24 protein-coding genes are annotated in these 21,615 nt (G+C 66.6%); 20 read left to right on the top strand and 4 right to left on the bottom strand.

Going from position 1 to position 21,615, the window contains the following annotated elements:
- Positions 1-25 precede the first annotated feature (25 nt).
- The 3 genes from flhC to ACQZ13_RS08595 all read right to left on the bottom strand — a co-directional run bounded on the left by flhC (position 26) and on the right by ACQZ13_RS08595 (position 1,705).
- Entirely contained in the window at positions 26-562 is a 537-nt protein-coding gene (gene flhC / locus ACQZ13_RS08605) for a flagellar transcriptional regulator FlhC (protein WP_088403400.1), read from the bottom strand.
- 75 nt (positions 563-637) lie between these two features.
- Positions 638-964: a flagellar transcriptional regulator FlhD gene (gene flhD, locus ACQZ13_RS08600; protein WP_088403399.1), complete on the bottom strand. Its 327-nt coding sequence runs from the start codon at positions 962-964 to the stop codon at positions 638-640.
- A 249-nt stretch (positions 965-1,213) separates the two neighbouring features.
- The gene (locus tag ACQZ13_RS08595; RefSeq protein WP_088403398.1) at positions 1,214-1,705 is read right to left on the bottom strand and encodes a tetratricopeptide repeat protein; all 492 of its coding nucleotides are present in this window, start codon (positions 1,703-1,705) and stop codon (positions 1,214-1,216) included.
- 655 nt (positions 1,706-2,360) lie between these two features.
- Here ACQZ13_RS08595 and ACQZ13_RS08590 point away from each other — a divergent pair.
- The 7 genes from ACQZ13_RS08590 to ACQZ13_RS08560 all read left to right on the top strand — a co-directional run bounded on the left by ACQZ13_RS08590 (position 2,361) and on the right by ACQZ13_RS08560 (position 9,350).
- Positions 2,361-3,200, top strand: a complete 840-nt coding sequence (locus ACQZ13_RS08590; RefSeq protein ID WP_431051047.1) for a flagellin — start codon at positions 2,361-2,363, stop codon at positions 3,198-3,200.
- Positions 3,201-3,714: 514 nt separating this feature from the next.
- Complete coding sequence (locus ACQZ13_RS08585; protein ID WP_088403396.1) at positions 3,715-4,557, top strand: flagellin; 843 nt, start codon at positions 3,715-3,717, stop codon at positions 4,555-4,557.
- A 321-nt stretch (positions 4,558-4,878) separates the two neighbouring features.
- Positions 4,879-5,748, top strand: coding sequence for a flagellin (locus ACQZ13_RS08580; protein ID WP_088403395.1), 870 nt, complete (start codon positions 4,879-4,881; stop codon positions 5,746-5,748).
- A 164-nt stretch (positions 5,749-5,912) separates the two neighbouring features.
- A complete protein-coding gene (gene fliD / locus ACQZ13_RS08575; protein WP_431051045.1) occupies positions 5,913-7,382 on the top strand; it encodes a flagellar filament capping protein FliD in 1,470 nt (489 codons plus the stop codon).
- A 212-nt stretch (positions 7,383-7,594) separates the two neighbouring features.
- Entirely contained in the window at positions 7,595-8,029 is a 435-nt protein-coding gene (gene fliS / locus ACQZ13_RS08570) for a flagellar export chaperone FliS (protein ID WP_088403393.1), read from the top strand.
- 106 nt (positions 8,030-8,135) lie between these two features.
- Complete coding sequence (locus ACQZ13_RS08565; protein WP_088403911.1) at positions 8,136-8,435, top strand: flagellar protein FliT; 300 nt, start codon at positions 8,136-8,138, stop codon at positions 8,433-8,435.
- Between the two features lie 177 nt (positions 8,436-8,612).
- Positions 8,613-9,350 carry a flagellar brake protein gene (locus ACQZ13_RS08560; protein ID WP_431051042.1) on the top strand — a complete coding sequence of 246 codons (738 nt, stop codon included), beginning with the start codon at positions 8,613-8,615 and terminating at the stop codon, positions 9,348-9,350.
- A 64-nt stretch (positions 9,351-9,414) separates the two neighbouring features.
- Here ACQZ13_RS08560 and fliE read toward each other — a convergent pair whose 3' ends face one another.
- Positions 9,415-9,735, bottom strand: a complete 321-nt coding sequence (gene fliE, locus ACQZ13_RS08555) for a flagellar hook-basal body complex protein FliE (protein WP_431053166.1) — start codon at positions 9,733-9,735, stop codon at positions 9,415-9,417.
- A 164-nt stretch (positions 9,736-9,899) separates the two neighbouring features.
- Here fliE and fliF point away from each other — a divergent pair, with 164 nt between their 5' ends.
- The 13 genes from fliF (at position 9,900) to fliR (ending at position 21,597) form a co-directional block, all read left to right on the top strand.
- Positions 9,900-11,633: a flagellar basal-body MS-ring/collar protein FliF gene (fliF, locus tag ACQZ13_RS08550; RefSeq protein WP_431051040.1), complete on the top strand. Its 1,734-nt coding sequence runs from the start codon at positions 9,900-9,902 to the stop codon at positions 11,631-11,633.
- Positions 11,634-11,693: 60 nt separating this feature from the next.
- The gene (fliG, locus tag ACQZ13_RS08545; RefSeq protein WP_088403390.1) at positions 11,694-12,689 is read left to right on the top strand and encodes a flagellar motor switch protein FliG; all 996 of its coding nucleotides are present in this window, start codon (positions 11,694-11,696) and stop codon (positions 12,687-12,689) included.
- Between the two features lie 39 nt (positions 12,690-12,728).
- On the top strand, positions 12,729-13,592 hold the full coding sequence (locus ACQZ13_RS08540) for a FliH/SctL family protein (protein WP_431051038.1): 864 nt from the start codon (positions 12,729-12,731) through the stop codon (positions 13,590-13,592).
- The gene (gene fliI, locus ACQZ13_RS08535) at positions 13,589-15,013 is read left to right on the top strand and encodes a flagellar protein export ATPase FliI (protein ID WP_431051036.1); all 1,425 of its coding nucleotides are present in this window, start codon (positions 13,589-13,591) and stop codon (positions 15,011-15,013) included. The genes ACQZ13_RS08540 and fliI overlap by 4 nt, the downstream gene beginning before the upstream one ends.
- Before the next feature lie 34 nt (positions 15,014-15,047).
- Positions 15,048-15,518 carry a flagellar export protein FliJ gene (gene fliJ, locus ACQZ13_RS08530; RefSeq protein ID WP_088403387.1) on the top strand — a complete coding sequence of 157 codons (471 nt, stop codon included), beginning with the start codon at positions 15,048-15,050 and terminating at the stop codon, positions 15,516-15,518.
- A 32-nt stretch (positions 15,519-15,550) separates the two neighbouring features.
- Positions 15,551-17,026 carry a flagellar hook-length control protein FliK gene (locus tag ACQZ13_RS08525; protein WP_431051034.1) on the top strand — a complete coding sequence of 492 codons (1,476 nt, stop codon included), beginning with the start codon at positions 15,551-15,553 and terminating at the stop codon, positions 17,024-17,026.
- 136 nt (positions 17,027-17,162) lie between these two features.
- The gene (locus tag ACQZ13_RS08520; RefSeq protein WP_067276206.1) at positions 17,163-17,744 is read left to right on the top strand and encodes a flagellar basal body-associated FliL family protein; all 582 of its coding nucleotides are present in this window, start codon (positions 17,163-17,165) and stop codon (positions 17,742-17,744) included.
- 25 nt (positions 17,745-17,769) lie between these two features.
- Positions 17,770-18,771, top strand: coding sequence for a flagellar motor switch protein FliM (gene fliM / locus ACQZ13_RS08515; RefSeq protein ID WP_067276207.1), 1,002 nt, complete (start codon positions 17,770-17,772; stop codon positions 18,769-18,771).
- A complete protein-coding gene (fliN, locus tag ACQZ13_RS08510; RefSeq protein ID WP_431051031.1) occupies positions 18,764-19,204 on the top strand; it encodes a flagellar motor switch protein FliN in 441 nt (146 codons plus the stop codon). Before fliM ends, fliN begins: the two co-directional genes overlap by 8 nt.
- A 65-nt stretch (positions 19,205-19,269) precedes the next feature.
- Positions 19,270-19,635: a FliO/MopB family protein gene (locus ACQZ13_RS08505; RefSeq protein WP_431051029.1), complete on the top strand. Its 366-nt coding sequence runs from the start codon at positions 19,270-19,272 to the stop codon at positions 19,633-19,635.
- 13 nt (positions 19,636-19,648) lie between these two features.
- Positions 19,649-20,461, top strand: coding sequence for a flagellar type III secretion system pore protein FliP (gene fliP, locus ACQZ13_RS08500; protein ID WP_431051027.1), 813 nt, complete (start codon positions 19,649-19,651; stop codon positions 20,459-20,461).
- Between the two features lie 51 nt (positions 20,462-20,512).
- Positions 20,513-20,782, top strand: coding sequence for a flagellar biosynthesis protein FliQ (gene fliQ / locus ACQZ13_RS08495; RefSeq protein ID WP_088403381.1), 270 nt, complete (start codon positions 20,513-20,515; stop codon positions 20,780-20,782).
- A gap of 50 nt (positions 20,783-20,832) precedes the next feature.
- Complete coding sequence (gene fliR / locus ACQZ13_RS08490) at positions 20,833-21,597, top strand: flagellar biosynthetic protein FliR (protein WP_431051025.1); 765 nt, start codon at positions 20,833-20,835, stop codon at positions 21,595-21,597.
- The last annotated feature ends 18 nt before the right edge of the window (positions 21,598-21,615 follow it).

Raw genomic sequence — 21,615 nt, 5'->3', positions numbered from 1 at the left:
CAGGCGTGTCCCGGGAGCGATGCGCTCAGTGCATCTGGATGCCGCCGGCGGCCTTGCCCTTGCCGGCGCGCGCCGGAGGGTTGCACAGGCCGCAGACGTAGTGCTTGGCGACCTCGTGCGGGTGGGTCACGAAGTGGCCGCCACACTTGCTGCACTTGGTCATCGTCAGCATGCCGTTGTCGACGAACTTCACCAGGCGCCATGCCCGGGTCACCGACAGCAGCTGCTCCAGGTTCTGAGCGGCGGTCTGTTCCTGGTACAGCTGGTAGGCCTTGATCACGACGTCGATCTCGTCCATCTCGGCGACCTTGTTCAAGTACTCGTGGATGTTGAGGAACAGGCTGGCATGGATATTCGGCTGCCAGGTCATGAACCAGTCCGTCGAGAACGGCAGTTGGCCCTTGCTGGGGCTCTTGCCCGAGACTTCCTTGTACAGGCGCAGCAAACGCTCGTAGCTCAGGTCGGTTTCCGATTCCAGCACTTGCAGGCGCGCGCCCAGCTTGATCAGCGTCACGGCGCGATCGATCTGCTTGGCTTCGGTCAGGATGGACTTGGTGCGCATGGGGTGCTCCGGTTGTTTTCGGATGTTCTCGGGCGGCAATTTCTCTGCCTGGGGCAGTTGCCTGGATCTACTGGCTCAGGCCGCGGCTTCCTGGTGACGGCCGGCCATCAGGATGGAGGCATGCAGGCGCGACACGCTGTCGTTGGCGGCCGGCTTGCCGTGCGAGGTCAGCAGGCCCCACACCAGGTCGTCGTCCATGCGGAAGCGGCACAGCAGCGTGTTGCCGGAGGCCATCTTCATCATCTGAGCCGGGCTCAGCGTGTTCAGCAGCGTCGCGGTCTCTTCCGAGATGCCCAGGCGATACAGCGCTTGTTCGCGGTCGGCACGGATCAGGCTCTGGGCCAGCATCAGGTACGACAGGTTGGCTTCGCGGATCTCGGCAAGGATCTGGTCGCTGTTCATCTGGTGGCTCCTGGTGGGTTGCGTTGCTGCGATGGAATGAATTCTGAAGAAACACTCGTTCACGCAACATCAGGTGGACGCCAGATACAGGCTAGGGAGCGGGACGACCTCCTTGTCAGCCTGATTCCTACACGCTGACAGGCTCCAATGAGAAAACCGCCGGACGAGGCCCGTGGTTGCGGGCTAGTCGGCGGTTTTTCAGGGAGACAGCCTGTCAGGCCGTCTCGTGGTCGGCGGATCGCCGATCAATCAGGCGGCTTGCAGGCGCAGCAATTCGGTGTCGACGATCACCATCAGTTCCGGCGAATCGCGACGCAGCATTTCGAGCGCCTGGCCTTGATTGAGGGTAGTCAGCACTTCGATCGCGGCCTTCACCTCGCCCAGACCCGACAACGCGAAGCCCAAGGTATAGAGGGACGGCGCGTGTTGCGGCGACAGCTCGACCGCGCGATGCGCATACAGCGCGGCGTCGCTCAGCTGGCCCGCGGCCAGCAGAAGCGCGCCGACGTCGGACAGCAGGTCCACGCTCATCGGCGCCATTTCCAGCGCGTTGTAGAGCAGCGCGACGCCGTCGCCGATGCGACCTTGCGCGGCCTGCGCATAGGCGGCGTTGCGCGCCTGGGCCAGCAGGAGGCGGGCCTCGCTGGATCCCGGGCGGATCGTGCTGTGGAATTGTTGCTCGATCGACGCGTCGATCATCGACACGGCGGACCGTGCCTCGGTTTGCGCTTGCAGTGGCATAGACCTCTCCATGGTCGTTGGGACTCGTCGATCGAGTCCGGTCTCTGGCCGAGACCGGTCCCGGCGAAGGTGGCGGAAGCGGCGATTCCGCGTGTCGGCATCGCCAGGAGTCACTTTAGGGTGAGCCCCCCGTGATCGAGCACACGAAAAGCGCCGGCATTCCCCCTCAATCCCGGCGCGTTCAGGCCGTAGATACCCCCATGTCCGTCGCCAGACCGACACCTGGGCACCAGTCCGGGTCGAAGTCAAACGACAAACAACGCGTTGCAAGACCTGCTTATCAACAGATCACAAGTCTTGACAAATTGCCCTCAAGTTCTATGTCGAGGGTCCCGATAACCAACTCAACGGGGCTGCTGAACGCAGCGACAAGCCAGCAAAGACAAGCAGTCTTGCTAGCAGGTCGAAGCAGGCAGGCGGCACGTGGTCCGGTTAGAAGGCCTGACGTTCTTGGCTTCCGATGAGGGGTGGGACGGCAACGGTTGACTAGCGTCGGACTGGGACCGAACCGGGAAATGGCCCGGGCGGTTCAGCAGGAGCATCCGAGATCCTCGGCCGGTTCGCCTCACGGCGGGTCGGAGGATCGGAGGACTCAGGCGCTCATGTGTGGTTCGGCGCTTTTGCCGGTATTTACGTATAGCTGTTAGGAGCAATCATGGCCCAAGTCATCAACACCAACCTGCTGTCGCTCAACGCCCAGCGCAACACCTCGACCAGCCAGAGCTCGCTGGCAGTCTCCATGCAGCGCCTGTCCTCGGGTCTGCGTGTCAACTCGGCCAAGGACGACGCCGCCGGCCTGGCGATCGCCGACCGCATGAACTCGCAAGTGCGCGGCATGAACGTCGCCCAGCGCAACGCCAACGACGGCATCTCCCTGGCGCAGACCGCTGAAGGCGCGCTGTCCAAGGTCGGTGACTCGCTGCAGCGTATGCGTGAACTGGCGGTGCAGGCTCGCAATGCCACGAACACGACGACCGACCTGGATTCCATCGGTCAGGAATATGCGCAGCTGGGCTCTGAAATCCAGCGCGTCCTGGGCGGCACGACCTTCAACGGCCGCGCCATCCTGGCGGATGCCGCCGGCACGCAGACCTTCCAGATCGGTGCCAACACGACGGCCAACGACTCGGTGGACGTGGTCACGACCAACATGACCACCGACACGACCATCACCGGCGTGACGGGCGGCTCGATCACCAACGCCTCGTCGACTTCCGACCTGGCCACGGTCATCGACAACATCGATTCGGCGATCAAGACGGTCTCCGGCGAGCGTTCCAAGCTGGGTGCTTCGCAGAACCGTTTCGACGCGATCGTCTCCAACCTGCAGATCTCGGTCGAGAACCAGACCGCGGCCCGCAGCCGGATCATGGACGCCGACTTCGCCTCGGAAACCGCCAACCTGAGCCGTGCGCAGATCCTGCAACAGGCCGGCAACGCGATGATCGCGCAGGCCAACCAGGCTCCCCAGCAAGTGCTGGCCCTGCTGCGCTAATAGAAGGAAGGTCACCGCCGACGCCAAGGCGTCCGTGGTGCCAGGGCCTTCGAAGGGGACGTGGTCCCCTTCTCTTTCCCCATCGACCTGCGACGCCGCAGGGCTGGTGGTGAAAGAGAAGTCAACGAGCGAGGGTGGGGCCGGAATGGGGCTTGGGGTTCGCGGACGCGAGGCCCCATGCCCCGTGGAGAGCCCGCGCCAGGCCTCACGGGGTCGATCTCCCGATCGGCGCCCCGCCCGCCATCAGAGCGGCTCTAGAACGGCTTCAAAGCAGGTTCAAGGCGGCGCGCAGCAAATGCCCGCCCCGTGGCTCCCCGCCACTTCGTCACGCCCGACATGGGGCGTTACAAGCTTTCTTTTCAAGAAGGCCTCAAGTCCATTCCTGCGCGTCCCGATAACTGCATCAACGGGTCCGCAATTCAACAGCAAGGGCCACGTGGTCCGGCTCAGTCGGACGATTATTCAACCGTCCGCCGAGACCGCAGAAGGTCTTTGAAATTTAAAGGAATGGATCATGGCTCAGATCATCAACACCAACCTGCAATCGCTCAACGCCCAGCGTAACCTGTCGTCTTCGCAGTCTTCGCTGTCGGTGTCGATGCAGCGCCTGTCCTCGGGTCTGCGCGTCAACTCCGCCAAGGATGATGCGGCCGGCCTGGCGATCGCCGAGCGCATGAACGCTCAAGTGCGCGGCATGAACGTCGCCGTGCGCAACGCCAACGACGGCATCTCCCTGGCGCAGACCGCTGAAGGCGCGCTGTCCAAGGTCGGCGACTCGCTGCAGCGCATGCGTGAACTGGCGGTCCAGGCCCGCAACGCGACCAACACGACGTCCGACCTGGACTCGATCGGCAAGGAATACGCCCAGCTGGGTCAGGAAATCGGCCGCGTCATCGGCGGCACGACCTTCAACGGCAAGTCCATCCTGGGTGACGACGCCGGCACGCAGACCTTCCAGATCGGCGCCAACACCAGCGCCAACGACACGGTCGACGTGGTCACCAACAACATGACCAACGACGCGACGATCACCGCCGTCACCGGCGGCGTGATCGACAACGCATCGACCCCGGACGCGCTCAAGACCGTGATCGACAACATCGATGCGGCCATCACCACGGTCAGCGGTCAGCGCGCCGTCCTGGGTGCCTCGCAGAACCGTTTCGACGCGATCATCTCCAACCTGCAGGTGTCGGTGGAAAACCAGACCGCCGCCCGCAGCCGCATCATGGATGCCGACTTCGCCGCGGAAACCGCCAACCTGAGCCGCGCGCAGATCCTGCAGCAGGCCGGCAACACGATGGTGGCGCAGGCCAACCAGCTGCCGCAACAGGTGCTGTCGCTGCTGCGCAGCTGATCTTCAAGGGTTGACTCCTCAAGCACCGGCCTTCGCGGCCGGGCCTCCAAAGGCTCCGCATCGCCCCCACGGGATCGATGCGGGGCCTTCTTTTATTGGCTTGCTAATGGCGGGTTTTCCGCCCGTTAATCGGCCAATCGGCGTTGAAGCACGTTTCGCACAATGGGAACCATCGAGCAGGTAGTACCGCTCGACCACCGGTCCAACCGGCAGATCCAAACAATGACTGCGATGGCGCAGCGAGGATCCGCAGGTGCGGTCGGGAACCGACCCACCTAACCGGGATCGCAGCCAGGACAGGATCTCCGCAGGAGTGCATCAATGCCACAGACCATCAACACCAATATTGCCTCGCTGAACGCGCAACGCAATCTGAACTCGTCGCAGTCGTCGCTGGCGACGTCGATGCAGCGCCTGTCGTCGGGCCTGCGGGTGAACTCCGCGAAGGACGACGCCGCCGGCCTGGCGATCGCCGAACGCATGAACTCGCAAGCGCGTGGCATGACGGTCGCGATGCGCAACGCCAACGACGGCATCTCGCTGTCGCAGACCGCTGAAGGCGCGCTCGGCAAGGTCGCCGATTCGCTGCAGCGGATGCGCGAACTGGCGATCCAGGCCCGCAACGCGACCAACGCGGACAGCGACAAGGATTCGCTGGACAAGGAATTCGGCGAGCTGGCCAAGGAAATCCAGCGCGTCGTCGGCGGCACCACCTTCAACGGGAAGTACATCCTGGGTGCCGATGCCGCGACGCCGCAGACCTTCCAGGTCGGCCCGAACACCTCGGCCAACGACGAGATCACCGTCACCACGCCCGACATGACCCGGGACGCCTCCATCGTTGCCGTTGCCGGCGAAGACATCAACGGCACCAACCGCGGCTCGATCAATCACGAGGCGGATGCGGGAGCGATCGCCGCGGTGGTCGCCAACATCGACGCAGCGCTCGACACCGTCAACAGCCAGCGTGCGACGCTGGGTGCGACGCAGAACCGATTCGACGCGGTGATCTCCAACCTGCAGGTGGCCTATGAGAACCAGACCGCCGCCCGCAGTCGGATCATGGACGCCGACTTCGCGGTCGAAACGTCCAACCTGAGCCGCGCGCAGATCCTGCAACAAGCCGGCAACGCGATGGTCGCGCAAGCGAACCAGCTGCCGCAGCAGGTGCTGTCGCTGCTCAAGGGCTGATAGAAAAACGCAATCAATCCCCGGGGTCACCGTCCTAAAGTCGGTGCCACGGGCGCCGATAAGCAGGACAGGGCCTCACGCGACACACGCGGGGCCCTGTCGCGCTTGGGACTTCCACGAGGGGAGCCGGGCCACGGTGGTCAGGGTCACAGGGAGCAAGAACGATGGCATCCATTACTTCCGCCGGTCTGGGCAGCGGCCTGGACGTCGAGAGCATCGTCACGAAGCTGGTCTCGCTCGAGAAACAGCCGATCACCGATCTTCAGACGCGCACCGACACGATCAAGACGCAGATCTCCGAATACGGGAAGATCAAGAGCGCCTTCAGCACGATGCGCGACGCGGCGGCCAAGCTGGCCAATCCGTCGACCTGGGCGGCGCTGACCGCCACGTCCTCCGACACCTCGATGGCCACGGTCATCGCCGGCGCGGGTTCGGGCGCGGGTTCGTACGCGCTCAGCGTGACCAACCTGGCCTCGCCGCAGTCGCTGTCCAGCAAGGCCTTCGCGACGAACTCGACCGTCGGCTCGGGGTCGATGACCATCGAACTGGGCCAGTGGAGTTCGGACAACACGACCTTCACCGGCAAGAACGGCGCGACGCCGGTGAGCGTCTCCATCTCGTCCACCGACACGCTGTCCAGCATCCGCGACAAGATCAACGGCTCGGGCGCGGGCGTGCTCGCCTCGGTGGTGACCGACGCCAGCGGACAGCGCCTGGTGATCCGCTCCAAGGACACCGGCGAGGCCAACGGCTTCCGCATCACCACCGCCGATGACGACGGCAACGGCTCGGACGCCAGCGGCCTGTCCGCGCTGGCCTATGATCCGACGTCCTCGATCAAGTCGATGACACAGAACACGGCGGCCATGAACGCCAACCTGACGGTCAACGGCCTGGCGATCAGTTCCGCGTCGAACAACATCGAAGGCGCCGTCGACGGCCTGACGATCAACCTGCTCAAGGGCGGCACCAAGGATCCCGCGGACGCCACCGGCAAGACGATCATTCCCGCGCAGTCGACCATCACCGTCGGCCAGGACAAGGACAGCGTCAAGAAGGCGATCAACGACTTCGTCACGTCGTACAACAGCCTGATGACGCTGATGCGCAACGACACCAAGTACGACGACACCAACAAGACCGCCGGCGCGCTCCAGGGCGACAGCACCGCGGTCGGTCTCCAGAGCCAGTTGCGCAACATCACCGCGTCGGGCAGCACCCTGGGCGGCCAGTACGGTCGACTGTCGGACATCGGCATCGACATCGGCTCGGACGGCACGATGAAGGTCAACGACACCAAGCTGACCAGCGCGCTGGGCAGCATGGGCGATCTGAAGAACCTGTTCATGGGCGTGGACAGCAATGACCCGAACAACAACGGCATGGCCACGCGCTGGCGCTCCTTCGCCGACCAGGTGACCGGCTTCGACGGCTCGATCACCACCCGCACCACCGGCCTGCAGTCGCGGGTGACGGCCAACGGCAAGCGCGTCGACGAACTCAACGACCGCGCCGACGCCTACGAGAAGCGCCTGCGCGCCCAGTACACGGCGCTGGACACGCAGATGGCCAAGCTCAACGACATGCAGAGCTACGTCAGCAAGATCACCAGCATGCTCAGCAGCAGCTGACGCGACGCGCGCGGTCGAGGACGGAACAAGCCCGTCGTCGCCGCCCTTCTCCGGCGCTTCGAAAAGAGCGCCGACAAGCCTCCTCACGGAGGCTTTCCTTTTTCTTCACGCGAGCAAAATTTCGAGACAAATTCGACACGGGGGAGGCTCAAGTTGGGTAGCCGGGGGCCGAAAACTGATTCAAGCACTTCAGCACACCGCAGCAACAAATCATGTACGGCAACTCCTCCCCCTTCGCCTCCCACGGTCAGCGCGCCAGCAGCATGTACAACCGCGTCGGCGTGGAAACGGACGTGATGACGGCCTCCCCGCATCGCCTGGTGAGCCTGCTGCTGGACGGCGCCTTCGATTCGATGACGCAAGCCATCGGCGCGATCCGCTCCGGCAATGTCGAAGTGAAGAACCGCAGCCTGAGCCGCGCGGTCCGCATCCTGGACGAAGGCCTGAAGGCGGCCCTCAATCTGGAATCGGGCGAGCTGGCCCTGGACCTGCGCGACCTGTACGCCTACATCTGCACCCGGCTGACCTACGCCAACCTGCGCAGCGACGATGCCGCGGTCGAGGAATGCGTGAAGCTGCTGCAACCGATCAAGGAAGCCTGGGCCAGCATCGCCCCGGCCACCGCCGACCAACGCGCCGCGGCCTGAGCCCCGGAACCCCCTTCAGCCTGACGACTTGAGAAGTTTCATGTCCAAGTACACCGCCAAGCCCCAGACCGCCGTCGCCCACGCCGCCCCGACCCCGGATCGCCTCATGAGCACCCAACTGTTGAGCTACTACGAAGCCATCGAACAAGCCAGCGCCGACATGCTGAGCGCCGCCCGCTCGGGCAACTGGGACGAAGTGGTCAAGCTCGAAGGCGCCTGCGTGCTGCTGATCTCGCAGCTCAAGCATGCGGCCGCCAGCCAGAACCTGGGTCCGGACGAAGCGCAGCTGAAGACCCGCATCATGCAGCGCATCCTGGTCAACGACGCCGAGATCCGCCACCTGGCCGAGCCGTGGCTGGAGGACCTGGATCAGCTGATGAAGGGCAAGTCCAAGACGGTCCACTGATCGCTCCTTGGATCGGCGCCAGCGCCGATTCCTCCAGCGATCCGAGACATCGGTCACGCGACCGGGCTCGGGACTCACGACAGCGCCGCGACCGGCCCCTTGAACGGATGGGGTTGGCGCGGCGTTTGCCTTGGGGATGCGAGAGAATTTTCCAACGATTCCTGCCGGATGCTGGCCTTGAGCGACCTGAAGCTATCCCCTAGTCCCCCCGATGCCGCGGACACCGATTTCCGGATGGACGCGCCGGGCGAGATCATGAACTGGCTGCGCGAGCTGCTGCAGTCGCAGGCGCGCATCCAGCTGTCGACGCCGGAGGGCGAAGCCATCCACACGGTGCTGCGGGCTCTGGACACGCCGCACGGGATGCTGACGATGGAAGCGCCGCAGGCCGGCGACACGCTCGCGCCGGTGCTGGCCAGCGACGAGCTGGTGGCGACGGCCTTCCTGGACAAGATCAAGCTGCAGTTCGACGTCTCCGGGCTGGTGGCCATCCGCGGCGACGGTGCCGAGGTGCTGCGCTCGCCGGTCCCGCTGCGTCTGTACCGCTTCCAGCGGCGTCAGGCCTACCGGGTCGCCTCGGCCGGGCAACTCTACCCGGCGCTGAAACTGTCCGATCCGGATCTCCCCCGTCTGCGCGTCATGAACGTGAGCGCCGGCGGCGTCGCGCTGCAATGGCCGGCGAACGTGGTCCCGGTCCCGCAGGCGGGCGAGGAGATGAGCGGCACGCTGGAACTGGAGCGCGAAGTCAGCTTCACCACGCTGCTGAGGATCCAGCACATGTCGGAAAGCGAACAAGGAGCGCCGCATCACGCTGGCTGCGCCTTCGTCTCGCTGGCGCCCACGGCGGCCCGCGCGCTGCAGATCTTCATCGACCAGGCGCAGAAGCGGGAACGGCTGATGCGGCGAAGCCTCTGATCCACTGATCTCAGAATGAACAAAGCCGCCCGAGAGGCGGCTTTTTCGTTCGCGATGCAGATCCTCAGACCTGCATGTTCATGATTTCCGAATAGGCGGACACCAACCGGTTGCGCACCTGCAGCGTCGCCTGGAACCCGATCTGCGCCTTCTGCATGGCGACCATGGTCTCTTCGAGGCTGACGGTGGGATTGTCCAGCTGAACCTCCCGCTGCAGCCGCGAGGCTTCGTTCTGCTGCGTGCTGACGGACTTCAACGCCGAGCTCATCGCATCCGCGAAGCTCGCACCGCCCTGCGCGGCCTTGGCCACCGGCTGCCCCTGGGGGGTCAGGCCGGCGCGTGCCACCGCGTTGGCGAAGTCGAAGGGTTTGAGTTTCAGGTCCACGGAACGCATCGTACGGATCCGGGCCCCGCCCATAGCTCCGAACTGGGGGGCCTTCTTCGGCCTGTTCCCACCATTCTTGAGGGCCTGCATCGAAATAATCCAGTCCTGTGTCGAGGCGTCCGCCTGGGCACTCCGTTCGACACCAGCCGTACCACGACCACCCCATGGACAACGCCCTGAGCAGCCCCGCCGCCGGACTCCCCGAGGTGCAGCAGACCGCCAAACCGGCCGGCCTGCCCGCCCGCCTGGCGGCGATGCCCACGAAGAGCAAGATGATGCTGGGCGGCGGCGTGGCCGCGCTGCTGGCGGTCATCGTGGCGATGTCGATGATGACGGCCAAGCCGGACTACCGCCCGCTGTTCTCCGGCCTGTCCGACAAGGACGGCGGCGCCGTCATCGCGCAGCTGTCGCAGATGAACGTGCCCTACCGCAACGACCCGGGCGGCGTCATCATGGTGCCCGCCAACCAGGTCTACGACCTGCGCATGAAGCTGGCGTCGGCCGGCCTGCCCAAGGGCGGCGTCGTCGGTTTCGAGCTGATGGACAAGCAGTCCATCGGCCAGACCGCCTTCAACGAGCGGCTGAACTTCCAGCGCGCGCTCGAGGGCGAGCTCACCCGCACCATCACCGCCATGGCCGACGTCGCCGACGCGCGCGTCCACCTGGCCATGCCGCAGCAGAACGGCTTCTTCCGCGAACAGCAGAAGCCCAGCGCCTCCGTCATGCTGACGCTGCGCGGCGGCCGTACCCTGGATCGCGCGCAGATCGCCGGCATCGTGCATCTGGTGTCCTCGTCGGTGCCGGAACTGAACCCCAAGGCCGTCAGCGTGCTCGACAGCACCGGCGCCCTGCTCTCCCAGAACCCGGACGGCAACGCCATCGGCCTGGACAGCCAGCAGCTGCAGTACAAGCAGCAGATCGAAGCCAACCTGAACAAGCGGGTCGCCGAGCTGCTGGAGCCGGTCGTCGGCCGCGACAACCTGCGCTCGACGGTCACCGCCGACGTCGACTTCAGCCAGGTCGAGTCCACCGCGGAGGAATACAAGCCCAACCAGGGCCCGAACACGCAGAGCAGCGTGCGCCGCCTGACCTCCGAAGAGCAGTCCGGCGGCAGCGCCGGCGTGCCCACCGGCGTGCCCGGCGCGACCACCAACCAGGTCCCGCCGCAGGCCGCCGCGCCGATCAACGGCCAGGCCCAGCAGATGCAGCCGGCCGGCCAGTCGGGCGGCACGCAGAACATGCGTCGCAACAACGACACGCAGTTCGAGCTCGACCGCACCGTCCGCGTCACCCGCAATGCGATCGGCCAGATCCGCCGCCTGAACGCCGCCGTGGTCGTCAACCAGAAGACCGTCACCGACAAGAACGGCAAGACCTCCAGCCAGCCGCTGTCCGACGCCGAGATCCAGAAGCTGGACTCGCTGGTGAAGGAAGCGCTGGGCTTCTCGCAGGAACGCGGCGATTCGATCAAGGTCATCAGCACCCCGTTCGTGTCCGACAAGATCGAGAACGCCGACGTGCCGCTGTGGCAGCAACCGTGGCTGCGTGACGTCGCCCGCGACTTCGCCGTGCCCGCCGCCCTGGTGCTGGTCGCGCTGATCGCCGTGTTCGGGCTGGTTCGCCCTGCTCTCAAGGCGGCTTTCCCGCCGCCGGCCGAACAGAAGGACGACACTGCCAGCAACAACGCGCTCAGCGTGGTCGAGGACGAACAGCTGGCGCTCGGCGGCCCGCGCGGTCCCGGCGGCCTGCCGGCCCTGGAGGCGCCGATCTCCAACGACAAGCTCGAACGCGCCCGTCTGCTGGCCAAGGAAAACCCGATCGCCGTGGCGAACATCATGCGCGCCTGGGTCAACGGCGAGGAGCTGGAAACGGCCTCGCCGGCCGGCGGCCGCCGCTGAGCGCCGACGACCACGCACGAGCCCACGGACCCGCACCTGGACCGATAACGAGACACCCCCATGGACGACAAAGGCGTAGAAGACGCAGCCATCCTGCTGATGTCGCTGGGCGAGGAGGAAGCCTCCGAGGTGTTCAAGCACCTCGCGCCCAAGGAAGTGCAGAAGCTGGGCGAGACCATCGCCAAGATGAAGGTCGTGCCGCGCGAGCGCGTCGAGCGCGTGCTCGACAAGTTCGATCTGGTCGCCGAGACCCAGAGCACCCTGGTCAGCGACACCGACGAATACGTCCGCTCCGTGCTGCGCAAGGCGCTGGGCGAGGACAAGGCCAATCTGCTGCTGGACCGGATCCTGCAGGGCTCGGATGTGTCCTCGATCGAGTCGCTGAAGTGGATGGACCCGGGCTCGGTCGCGGAACTGCTGCGCAACGAGCACCCGCAGATCGTCGCCGCCATCCTGTCGCACCTGGACTTCGATCAGAGCAGCTCGGTGCTGCGCGTCTTCACCGAACGCCAGCGCAATGAAGTGCTGATCCGCATCGCCACGCTGGACGGCATCCAGCCGATGGCGCTGAAGGACCTCAACGAGGTCATGGGCCAGATCCTGGCCGGCGGCGAACGCATGAAGAAGTCCAACCTGGGTGGCGTCAAGACCGCGGCCGAGATCATCAACATGATGGGCACCAGCGTCGAGGCCTCGGTGCTGGACTACATCCGCGAGGCCGACTCCGACCTGGCGCAGAAGATCATGGACAACATGTTCACGTTCGACGACGTGGACAAGATCGACGACCGCGGCATCCAGGCCATCCTCAAGGAAGTGCAGTCCGAATCGCTCATCGTCGCGCTCAAGGGCGCCGGCCCGGAGTTGCGCGAGAAGATCTTCCGCAACATGTCTTCCCGCGCCGCCGAGACGCTGCGCGAAGACCTGGATTCGCGCGGCCCGGTCCGCCTGTCCGAGGTCGAGGCCGAGCAGAAGGAAATCCTCAAAGTCGTGCGTCGCCTCGTCGACGAAGGCCAGATCGTGCTCGCCGGCGGCGGCGACGACCAGTTCCTGTAATACGCTGGCCGCTTCTTCCGCCGACGGACACCCGCCACGATGGTCACCCGCCCCCCCCGCCAAGTTCCGCCCCCGCCGCGCGCCGACGGCGATCAGCAGCGCGGCAGCACCTATGGCCGCATCATTCCGCGCGAGGAGCTGTCCGGCTTCGCCGCGTGGAATCCCGGCGCACTCGACGGCGGCGCGGCACCGCGCCGCCCGGCCGTCACCGCGCCCGCCCCGGTCGAACCGCCTCCCCCGCCTCCGCCGCCCGGTCCCAGCGTCGAAGAGCTGATGCACCAGGCCCGCCAGGCCGGCTACCAGGACGGCTACCGCGACGGCATGGCCGCACTGGACGCCTTCAAGCAGAGCTTCGCCAAGCAGATCAGCGCCCAGGTGGGCCAACTGGTCGCGAGCTTCGACCAGGACCTGTCCGCGATGGAGCAGGACATGGCCGAGGCGCTCGCCCGCACCGCCGTCGAACTGGCCCGCCAGGTCGTCCGCAATGAGCTGGAGACGGCGCCGGAGCTGGTGTCCAAGGTCGCGCATGACGCCGTCGAGGCGCTGCTGATCAACGCCCGCCACGTCCGCGTGCGCGTGCACCCCGACGATCTCCCGCTGGTGCTGGACGGCGCAGGCCAGGAGCTGCGCGCGCGTGAAGCGCAGGTCATCCCCGATCCCTCGATCACGCGCGGCGGTGTCAAGGTCGATGCCGACATCTGCAGCGTCGACGCCTCTCTGCCGGCTCGCTGGCAGTCGGCGATCGGCGCGCTCGGACAGAGTTCCGTCTGGGAGGACCGCCGCAGCGCGGCCGACGTGGCGCGAGACTCGCGCCTGGACTTCCGGACCGATCCCACGCCCAGCCAGTACGGCGGGCTGCCGCATGGCGCCAATCAGGGCGTCCCTGAGGACCGTGACTCATGAGCGCCCGCACCGACCGCTGGCGCCAGTACTTCGACGACCTGCAGGCCTTCGCCGGCAACGCGCCGCCGATCGAGCCCCAGGGCAAGCTGGTGCGCGTCGCCGGTCTGGTGCTGGAAGCCACCGGCGTGAAGGTGCCGGTCGGGTCGGTCTGCGAGATCCACATGCCTTCGACCGCCGCCTCGCCGCGTCGCGGGCAGCGGCCGGTCACGGCCGAAGTCGTCGGCTTCTCCGGCGACCGCGCCTACCTGATGCCGACTGATGAGATCCAGGGCCTGGCCAGCGGCGCGATGGTGCTGCCGCGCCCCGCGGCGCTGCACGGTCCCGCGCTCGGCGAGGAGCGCCACCCCTGGCGTCGCGACGAAGACCGCGGCCTGCATCTGCCGATGGGCGACGGCCTGCTGGGCCGCGTGGTCGATCCGCAAGGCCATCCGATCGACCGCCGCGGCCCGCTGGCCGACATCCGCGACGAACCCATGGTCCGCCGTCCGATCAACGCGATGGACCGCGACCCGGTCCGCCGCCCGCTGGACACCGGCGTGCGCGCCATCAATTCGCTGCTGACCGTCGGTCGCGGCCAGCGCCTGGGCCTGTTCGCCGGCACCGGCGTCGGCAAGTCGGTGCTGCTGGGCATGATGGCCCGCTACACGCAGGCGGACGTCATCGTCGTCGGCCTGATCGGCGAACGCGGCCGCGAAGTGAAGGAATTCATCGAGGACATCCTCGGGGAGGAAGGACTGCGCCGCAGCGTCGTCGTGGCCGCGCCGGCCGACGCGCCGCCGCTGCTGCGCATGCAGGGCGCCACCTATGCCACCGCGATCGCCGAGCACTTCCGCGACCGCGGCCAGCACGTGCTGCTGCTGATGGATTCGCTCACCCGCTACGCCATGGCACAGCGCGAGATCGCCCTCGCGATCGGCGAACCGCCGGCGACCAAAGGCTATCCGCCTTCCTGTTTCGCGAAGCTTCCGCAGTTGGTGGAGCGCAGCGGCAACGGCCTGGCCGGCGAAGGCTCGATCACCGCCTTCTACACCGTGCTCTCCGAAGGCGACGACCAGCAGGACCCGATCGCCGATGCCGCCCGAGGCATCCTGGACGGCCACATCGTGCTCAGCCGCGAGTTGGCGGAGAGTGGGCACTACCCGGCGATCGACGTGGAACGGTCCATCTCGCGCGTCATGACCAGCGTGGCCGACAAGCGCCACGTCGAACTGGCGCGCCGTTTCCGGCAGCTGCTCGCGAAGTACAACAAGGCGCGCGACCTGATCCAGCTGGGCGCCTATCAGCCCGGCCACGACCCCGAGTTGGACATGGCGGTCCGCCTGCACGGCGACATGGACCGATTGCTCCAACAAGACATGCATTCCCCCGCTTCTTTGAACGATTGCCTCAATCAGTTGACCGCCACACTTAACTTTGCGTGATAGCTGCCGACATCCGTAAAGCGAGGTCATCGACATGAGTAGTTCCAATCTGCAGGCCCTGACCGTTCTCCTCGAACGCGCGGAGGCCGAGCGCGATGAAGCGCTGCGTCATCTGCAGGACGCGCAGTCGCGTGCGAACGCGGCGCGCAACCAGCATGACCAGTTGTCGCAGTACCGCACGGACTACCGCACCCGCTGGTCGCAGGAATTCGCCCAACGGACGACCGTGCAACTGCTGGGCTGCTATCAGAACTTCGGCCAGCGGCTGGACCAGGCCATCGGTCAGCAGGGCGGCATCGCCGACTACGCCGACCAGCGCCTGTCCGCCGCCCGCGACCTGGTGCGCGAACGCGAACTGCGCGTCGCCTCGGTCCGCAAGCTGATCGAGCGCCGTCGCGCCGAGACGCTGCGCAGCCAGATGCGCCAGGAACAGCGTGCCACCGATGAACAAGCCGCCCGCGCCGCTTCGCGCGGCGGCAACCCGATGTCCCGGCTGGTCGCCTGATCGCGGCCCGGTCCACCCGGAACTCCCTCGCCATGACGCAGATCCAGAACATGAACCCGATGCCGGGCGCCCTCGGCGGCCTCGGCGCGAACAACCCCGCCTACGCCGGCCGCAAGGACGGCGCGTCGACGGACTTCTCCCGTCTGCTGAATCAGAGCAACCAGCAGTTGCAGGATCAGTCGGCGCAGTCGGCCAAGACGGCCATGGCGAAGCTGCAATCGCAGCAGCTGGCGAGCCAGCAGATGCAATCGCAGCAGCAGTCCCGGCAGCTGGAAGCCCAGCAGCAGGCGCAGCGCCAGGAGTCGGCGCAGCCGCCCAAGCCCGCGTCGCCGCCTCCGCGCTCGCCCGAGAACACGGCGTCGAAGGACGAGAACAAGCTCGCCGCGCGCAATGCCGCCGCCCGCAACAGCGCGAACAAGACCGAAGACGCCAAGACCCCGACCCGCACCGCGAAGTCGGATCCGGCCACTGCCGGAGAAGCGACGGACGCGGCTGACGCCGCCGACGCGACCGATCCGGCGGACACCGCCCGGGCCGATGCCGCCAGCGGCAAGGACGCCGAGCGCGTCGTGGCCAAGGATGACGACGGCAAGGACAAGAAGGCCGCCAAGGACGCGAAGGACACCGGCGCGACCGCTGCCGAGCAGATCCTGGCGATGCTGCGCGGCGACGCGCCCGCCGAGACCAAGGCCCAGCCGCGTGCCGGCGCGGCCGAGGGCGACGAGGCGGGCACCGAAGCCCTGCCCGGCGGCACCCACGCTCACGGCAAGCAATCGAGCACCGGCGACGCCCTGCGCGAGCGCCAGCAGCTTCAGCGCGAACTGAGCCAGGCCGCCGCAGGCACGGCCGGCGCGACCGAAGGCGCGGACAAGACGGTCCAGACCGACGCGCTGCAAGCCGCCTCCGGCGGCGCGCACGAGATCGCCATGGGCGACGCCGCCAGGGGCCCGCAGCCGAGCTTCGAGGCGCTGCTCGCCGCGGCGCAGCAGACCGGCTCGACTTCCAGCACTTCCGGCGCCGACGCGACCTCCGCGACCCAGGCGCCGAGCGTCCCCCTCAGCCATCCGCTGGACAGCCCCGACTTCGCGCCGGAACTGTCCGCCAGCGTCAGCCTCCTGATCCAGGACGGCATCCACGAGGCACAACTCCAGCTCAATCCGACCGAGATGGGGCCGGTGGCGATCAACATCCAGCTCGACGGCCAGCAGGCGCAGGTGAACTTCCACGCCCAGCACGCCGCGACCCGCGAGGTGCTGGAACGCAGCCTGCCGGATCTGGCGGCCGCGCTGCAGGCGCAGGGCTTGACCCTGAGCGGCGGCGGGGTGTTCGCCCAGTCGCAGTCCAGCGGCGGCCAGAATCGTGGCGACGGATCCGCCGACGGCACGTCGGGCGGCAACGGTCGTCGGGGCGGGCGAGGCCAGGGTTCGGACGACGACGGCGCGATCGCCGCCAGCGGCCGGTCGGAGCGCCGCTCCGCACCGCGCGGCCTGGTCGACCTGTACGCCTGAAGATCTCCGAGTCTGACCGGAATCCGCCGCCTTTTCGCGCGTTGAGCGCCGTGGCGGCGCTTCACAATGGGAGACATTGCCGGGTCACCAGAGCCGGCTCCCCGCCAACGTCCCTCTTTTCATCACCGGAGCGCCCATGGCCACAGCCGCCGCAGGCAACGACGCCGCCGTCAAGGGCGGCGGCAAGAAGAAGCTGATCATCATCGTCGCCATCGTCCTGGTGGTGGTGCTGGTGGGCGTCGCCGCGTTGCTGATGATGAAGAAGAAGTCGCATGCCGACGACGAGGAAGGCGCCGCCGCCGAGGAGAAGCCCGCGGCCGCCGCCCACGCCAAGCCGGGCACGCCGCCGACCTTCGTGCCGCTGGATCCGTTCACCGTGAATCTCGCGGACAAGGAAGTCGACCGCTTCGCGCAGGTCGGCATCACGCTGGAAGTCGCCGATGCGCATTTCGCCGACCAGCTCAAGGCCTACATGCCGGCGATCCGCAACAACGTGCTGCTGGTGCTGTCGCACAAGACCTCGGCCGAACTGCTGAGCGCCGAAGGCAAGGAAAAGCTGGCCAAGGAAATCCGCCGCGAGGCCGTGCGCCCGATGGGCATCGAGCTCGACGACGAGGATGAGGACGAGGACGCCGCGCCCAAGAAGAAAAAGAAGAAGAAACGCCAGGTCGAAAGCCCGGTGACGCAGGTCCTGTTCTCCACCTTCATCGTGCAGTGACGGGCCGCACAGCAAGGAGCGCGCGATGAATCAGCAGATCCTTTCCCAAGACGAAGTCGATGCCCTGCTGCAGGGCATCACCGGCGAGAGCCAGAAGCTCGAGGCCGAAGAGGTCCAGACCGGCGGCATCCGCGAGTACAACCTCGCCAGCCAGGAGCGGATCGTCCGTGGGCGCATGCCCACGATGGAGATCATCAACGAACGCTTCGCGCGCAACATCCGCATCGGGCTGTTCAACTTCATCCGCAAGAGCCCGGAAGTCGCCATCGGCGGCATCAAGGTCCAGAAGTACAGCGCCTTCCTGCGCGAGATCGTCGTCCCGACCAACTTCAACATCGTGTCGGTGAAGCCGCTGCGCGGCAGCGGCCTGATCGTCTGCGACCCGACGCTGGTGTTCGCGGTGATCGACTCGCTGTTCGGCGGCATCGGCAAGTTCCACACCCGCATCGAGGGCCGGGACTTCTCCGCCACCGAGCAGCGCGTGATCCTGCGTCTGGTCGAAGTGATCATTCAGGAGTACACCAAGGCGTGGAAGGGCATCTATCCGCTGGAGCTGGAATACCAGCGCTCGGAGATGCAGCCGCAGTTCGCCAACATCGCCACGCCCAGCGAGATCATCGTGTCCACCTCGTTCACGCTGGAGATCGGAGAGACCAGCGGCACGGTGTACTTCTGCATCCCGTATTCGACGCTGGAGCCGATCCGCGACGTGCTGTACAGCACCACGCAGGGCGATTCGAGCGAACCCGACCGCCGCTGGGTCAACCTGCTCAAGCACCAGATCCAGTCGGCCGAGGTCGAACTGGTGGCGGAGCTGGCCAAGGCCCCCGCGACCGTCGAACAGCTGCTGGCCTTCAAGCCGGGCGACTTCATCGAGCTGGACCTGGAACAGATCATCCAGGCCAAGGTGGACGGCGTGCCGGTGTTCGACTGCCACTACGGCACCTCGAACGGCAAGTATTCGATCAAGATTGAAAAGATGCTGACCGGCCCGGATGCCGGCTGGCTGGGAGCCCGCAATGGCTGACAACACCCCGATGGACGAACAGGACGCGATGGCCGCCGAATGGGCGGCGGCGCTGGCGGAAGCCGGCGGCGGCGGCGGCGAGGTCGCAGCCGAAGTGCAGCAGGTGACCGAGCAGGTCGCGCCGGCGGCCTTCACCAACTTCTCGCCGACGCCGGGCAACCTGCCCGGCAGCGACATCAACATGATCCTGGACATCCCCGTCCAGCTCACGGTTGAACTGGGTCGCACGCGCATTCCCATCAAGAACATCCTGCAACTGGCGCAGGGCTCGGTCGTCGAACTCGACGCGCTGGCCGGCGAGCCGATGGACGTGCTGGTGAACGGCTATCTGATCGCCCAGGGCGAGGTCGTGGTCGTGAACGACAAGTTCGGTATCCGCCTCACCGACATCGTGACCCCGTCCGAACGGATGCGGCGCCTGAGCAAGGCATAACCTGACCCCTGATCAGCCCCACCCCGGTGGGGCTGATGCGTTTCAGGGACGCATAATTCAAAGCCATGAACAACAGCCTCGTCCCCCTGCTCTGGTTCCTGGCCATCCTGGCCCTGATTCCAGTCGTGTTGTGGCTCCTCAAGCGCACGCCCTTGGGCGGGAGCGCGATGGGCGGACAGCTGCGCACCGTCGCGCAACTGGTGATCGCGCCCAGCCAGCGCATCGTGATCGTCGAGGTCGGCCAGGACGAGGACCGCCAATGGCTGGTGCTGGGCATCACCGGCCAGCAGATCCGCACGCTGCACGTGATGCCGCCGCAGGCCGACGCCGGCGCAGCCCTGCAGGCGGCGCAACCGTCGTTCTCCTCGATGCTCAAGCGCAGCCTGGGCGGCAGGCACGCCGATGGCCCCGGCTCCAATCCCTCGGCCTGATCGGGAACGGCGCATGACCGCTTCGACTCCCCTCGCTCCAGCCTCGCCCGAGCCCCGTCGCCCGCGCTCGTCGCGGCGCGCGCTGGGCATCGCCGGCGTGCTCGCGCTCGGCGGCTTCGGCGCCGCGGCCTGGGCCCAGCAAGGCGGCGCGCCGGCCAGCGTGCCCTTGATCATCGGCCAGGGTGCGGGCGGCAACAGCTACTCGGTGCCGATCCAGACCCTGCTGTTCTTCACCGCGCTGGGTTTCCTGCCGGCCGTGCTGCTGATGATGACCGGCTTCACCCGCATCGTCATCGTGCTGTCGCTGCTGCGCCAGGCGCTGGGCACGCAGGCCGCGCCGCCCAACCAGGTGATCGTCGGGCTGTCGCTGTTCCTGACCTTCTTCGTGATGAGCCCGACGCTGGATCGCGTCTACGCCGAGGCCTACCAGCCCTATCAGGCCGGACAGATCGGCTTCGAGGTCGCCCTCGAGCGCGCGCAGGTGCCGATGCGCGCCTTCATGCTCAAGCAGACGCGCCAGTCGGACGTCGCGCTGTTCGCCAAGCTCGCCAAGCTCGAACCCAACGTCACGCCGGAGGCCGTGCCCTTCCGCGTGCTGGTGCCGGCCTTCGTGACCAGCGAGCTCAAATCCGCGTTCCAGATCGCCTTCCTCATCTTCATCCCGTTCCTGGTGATCGACATGATCGTCTCCAGCGTGCTGATGAGCCTGGGGATGATGATGCTGTCGCCGGTGCTCGTCTCGCTGCCGTTCAAGCTGATGCTCTTCGTGCTGGCGGACGGCTGGAACCTGCTGCTGGGCTCGCTGGCGGCCTCGTTCGCGCAGTAGCGGCGCGACCGTTCCGAAGCGACTCGACATAGCGACTCCAAGGACAAGCTCATGGATGCACAACAGGTCTTCTCGGTCGGCCAGCAGGGGCTGTACGTGCTGCTCATGGTCGCGGCGCCCATCCTGCTGACGGTGCTCGCGGTCGGCGTGCTGGTGTCGGTGTTCCAGGCGGCGACGCAGATCAACGAATCGACGCTGTCGTTCGTGCCCAAGATCGTCGCCGCAGTCCTGGTGCTGGCGGTCGCCGGTCCCTGGATGATCACGACGCTGGTCGAATACATCCAGCGCACGCTGCAGAGCATCCCGCAGGCGCTGGGCTGAGGCAGGCGCCACCGCCGCCGCCCTGCCCGATCCCACGGCCCGCCATCTCCATGCTCACATTCAGCGAAGCGCAACTGCTCGCCTGGATCAGTCCGATCCTGTGGCCGTTCATCCGCACGCTGGCGCTGTTCGCCGGCATGCCGGTCTTCAGCCAGCGTCAGGTGCCGGCGCGCGTGCGCATCGGGCTGGCGCTCTTCATCTCGGTTGCCGCGCAGCCGTCGCTGCCAGCCATGCCGGTGATCCCGCTCGACTCCCTACCGCAACTGCTCGCCGTGACGGGTCAGCAACTGCTGATCGGGCTGGCAATGGGCTTCGCGGTGCGGGTCGTGTTCGCCGCGCTCGAATTCGCCGGTGAGCTGATCGGCTTGCAGATGGGCTTGAACTTCGCCGGCTTCTTCGATCCGTCGACCGGTTCGCAAGGCACGTCGACCTCGCGTTTCCTCGGCTCGATGGTGGCCTTCCTGTTCGTCGCCATCAACGGGCACCTGATGCTGATCAACTCGCTGGTCGAGAGCTTCCAGGCCTTCCCCGTCGGCGAGGAGCCCTTCCGCTTCCTGCGCATCGCGCAGCCTCAGGTCTGGGGCGCGGAGATCTTCCGCATGGGCCTCTGGATCGCGCTGCCGCTGATCACGATGCTGATGTTCGTGAACCTGGTGCTCGGCATCATCTCGCGCGTGGCGCCGCAGCTGAACGTGTTCTCGGTGGGCTTCCCGCTGACGGTGAGCATCGGCCTGGTGGGGCTGGTCGCGACGCTGCCGCTGATGCATCAGCCCTTCATGATCGCCCTGGAGCGGATGCTCGCGGCTTTCAACTGAGCACTGCGAAACATGACC

It is taken from the genome of Roseateles sp. L2-2 (assembly GCF_050613215.1).
Lineage (GTDB): Bacteria > Pseudomonadota > Gammaproteobacteria > Burkholderiales > Burkholderiaceae_C > Roseateles > Roseateles noduli.
Note: the sequence above shows the minus strand (reverse complement) of the source record. Positions and strands in the feature narration are given on the sequence as shown.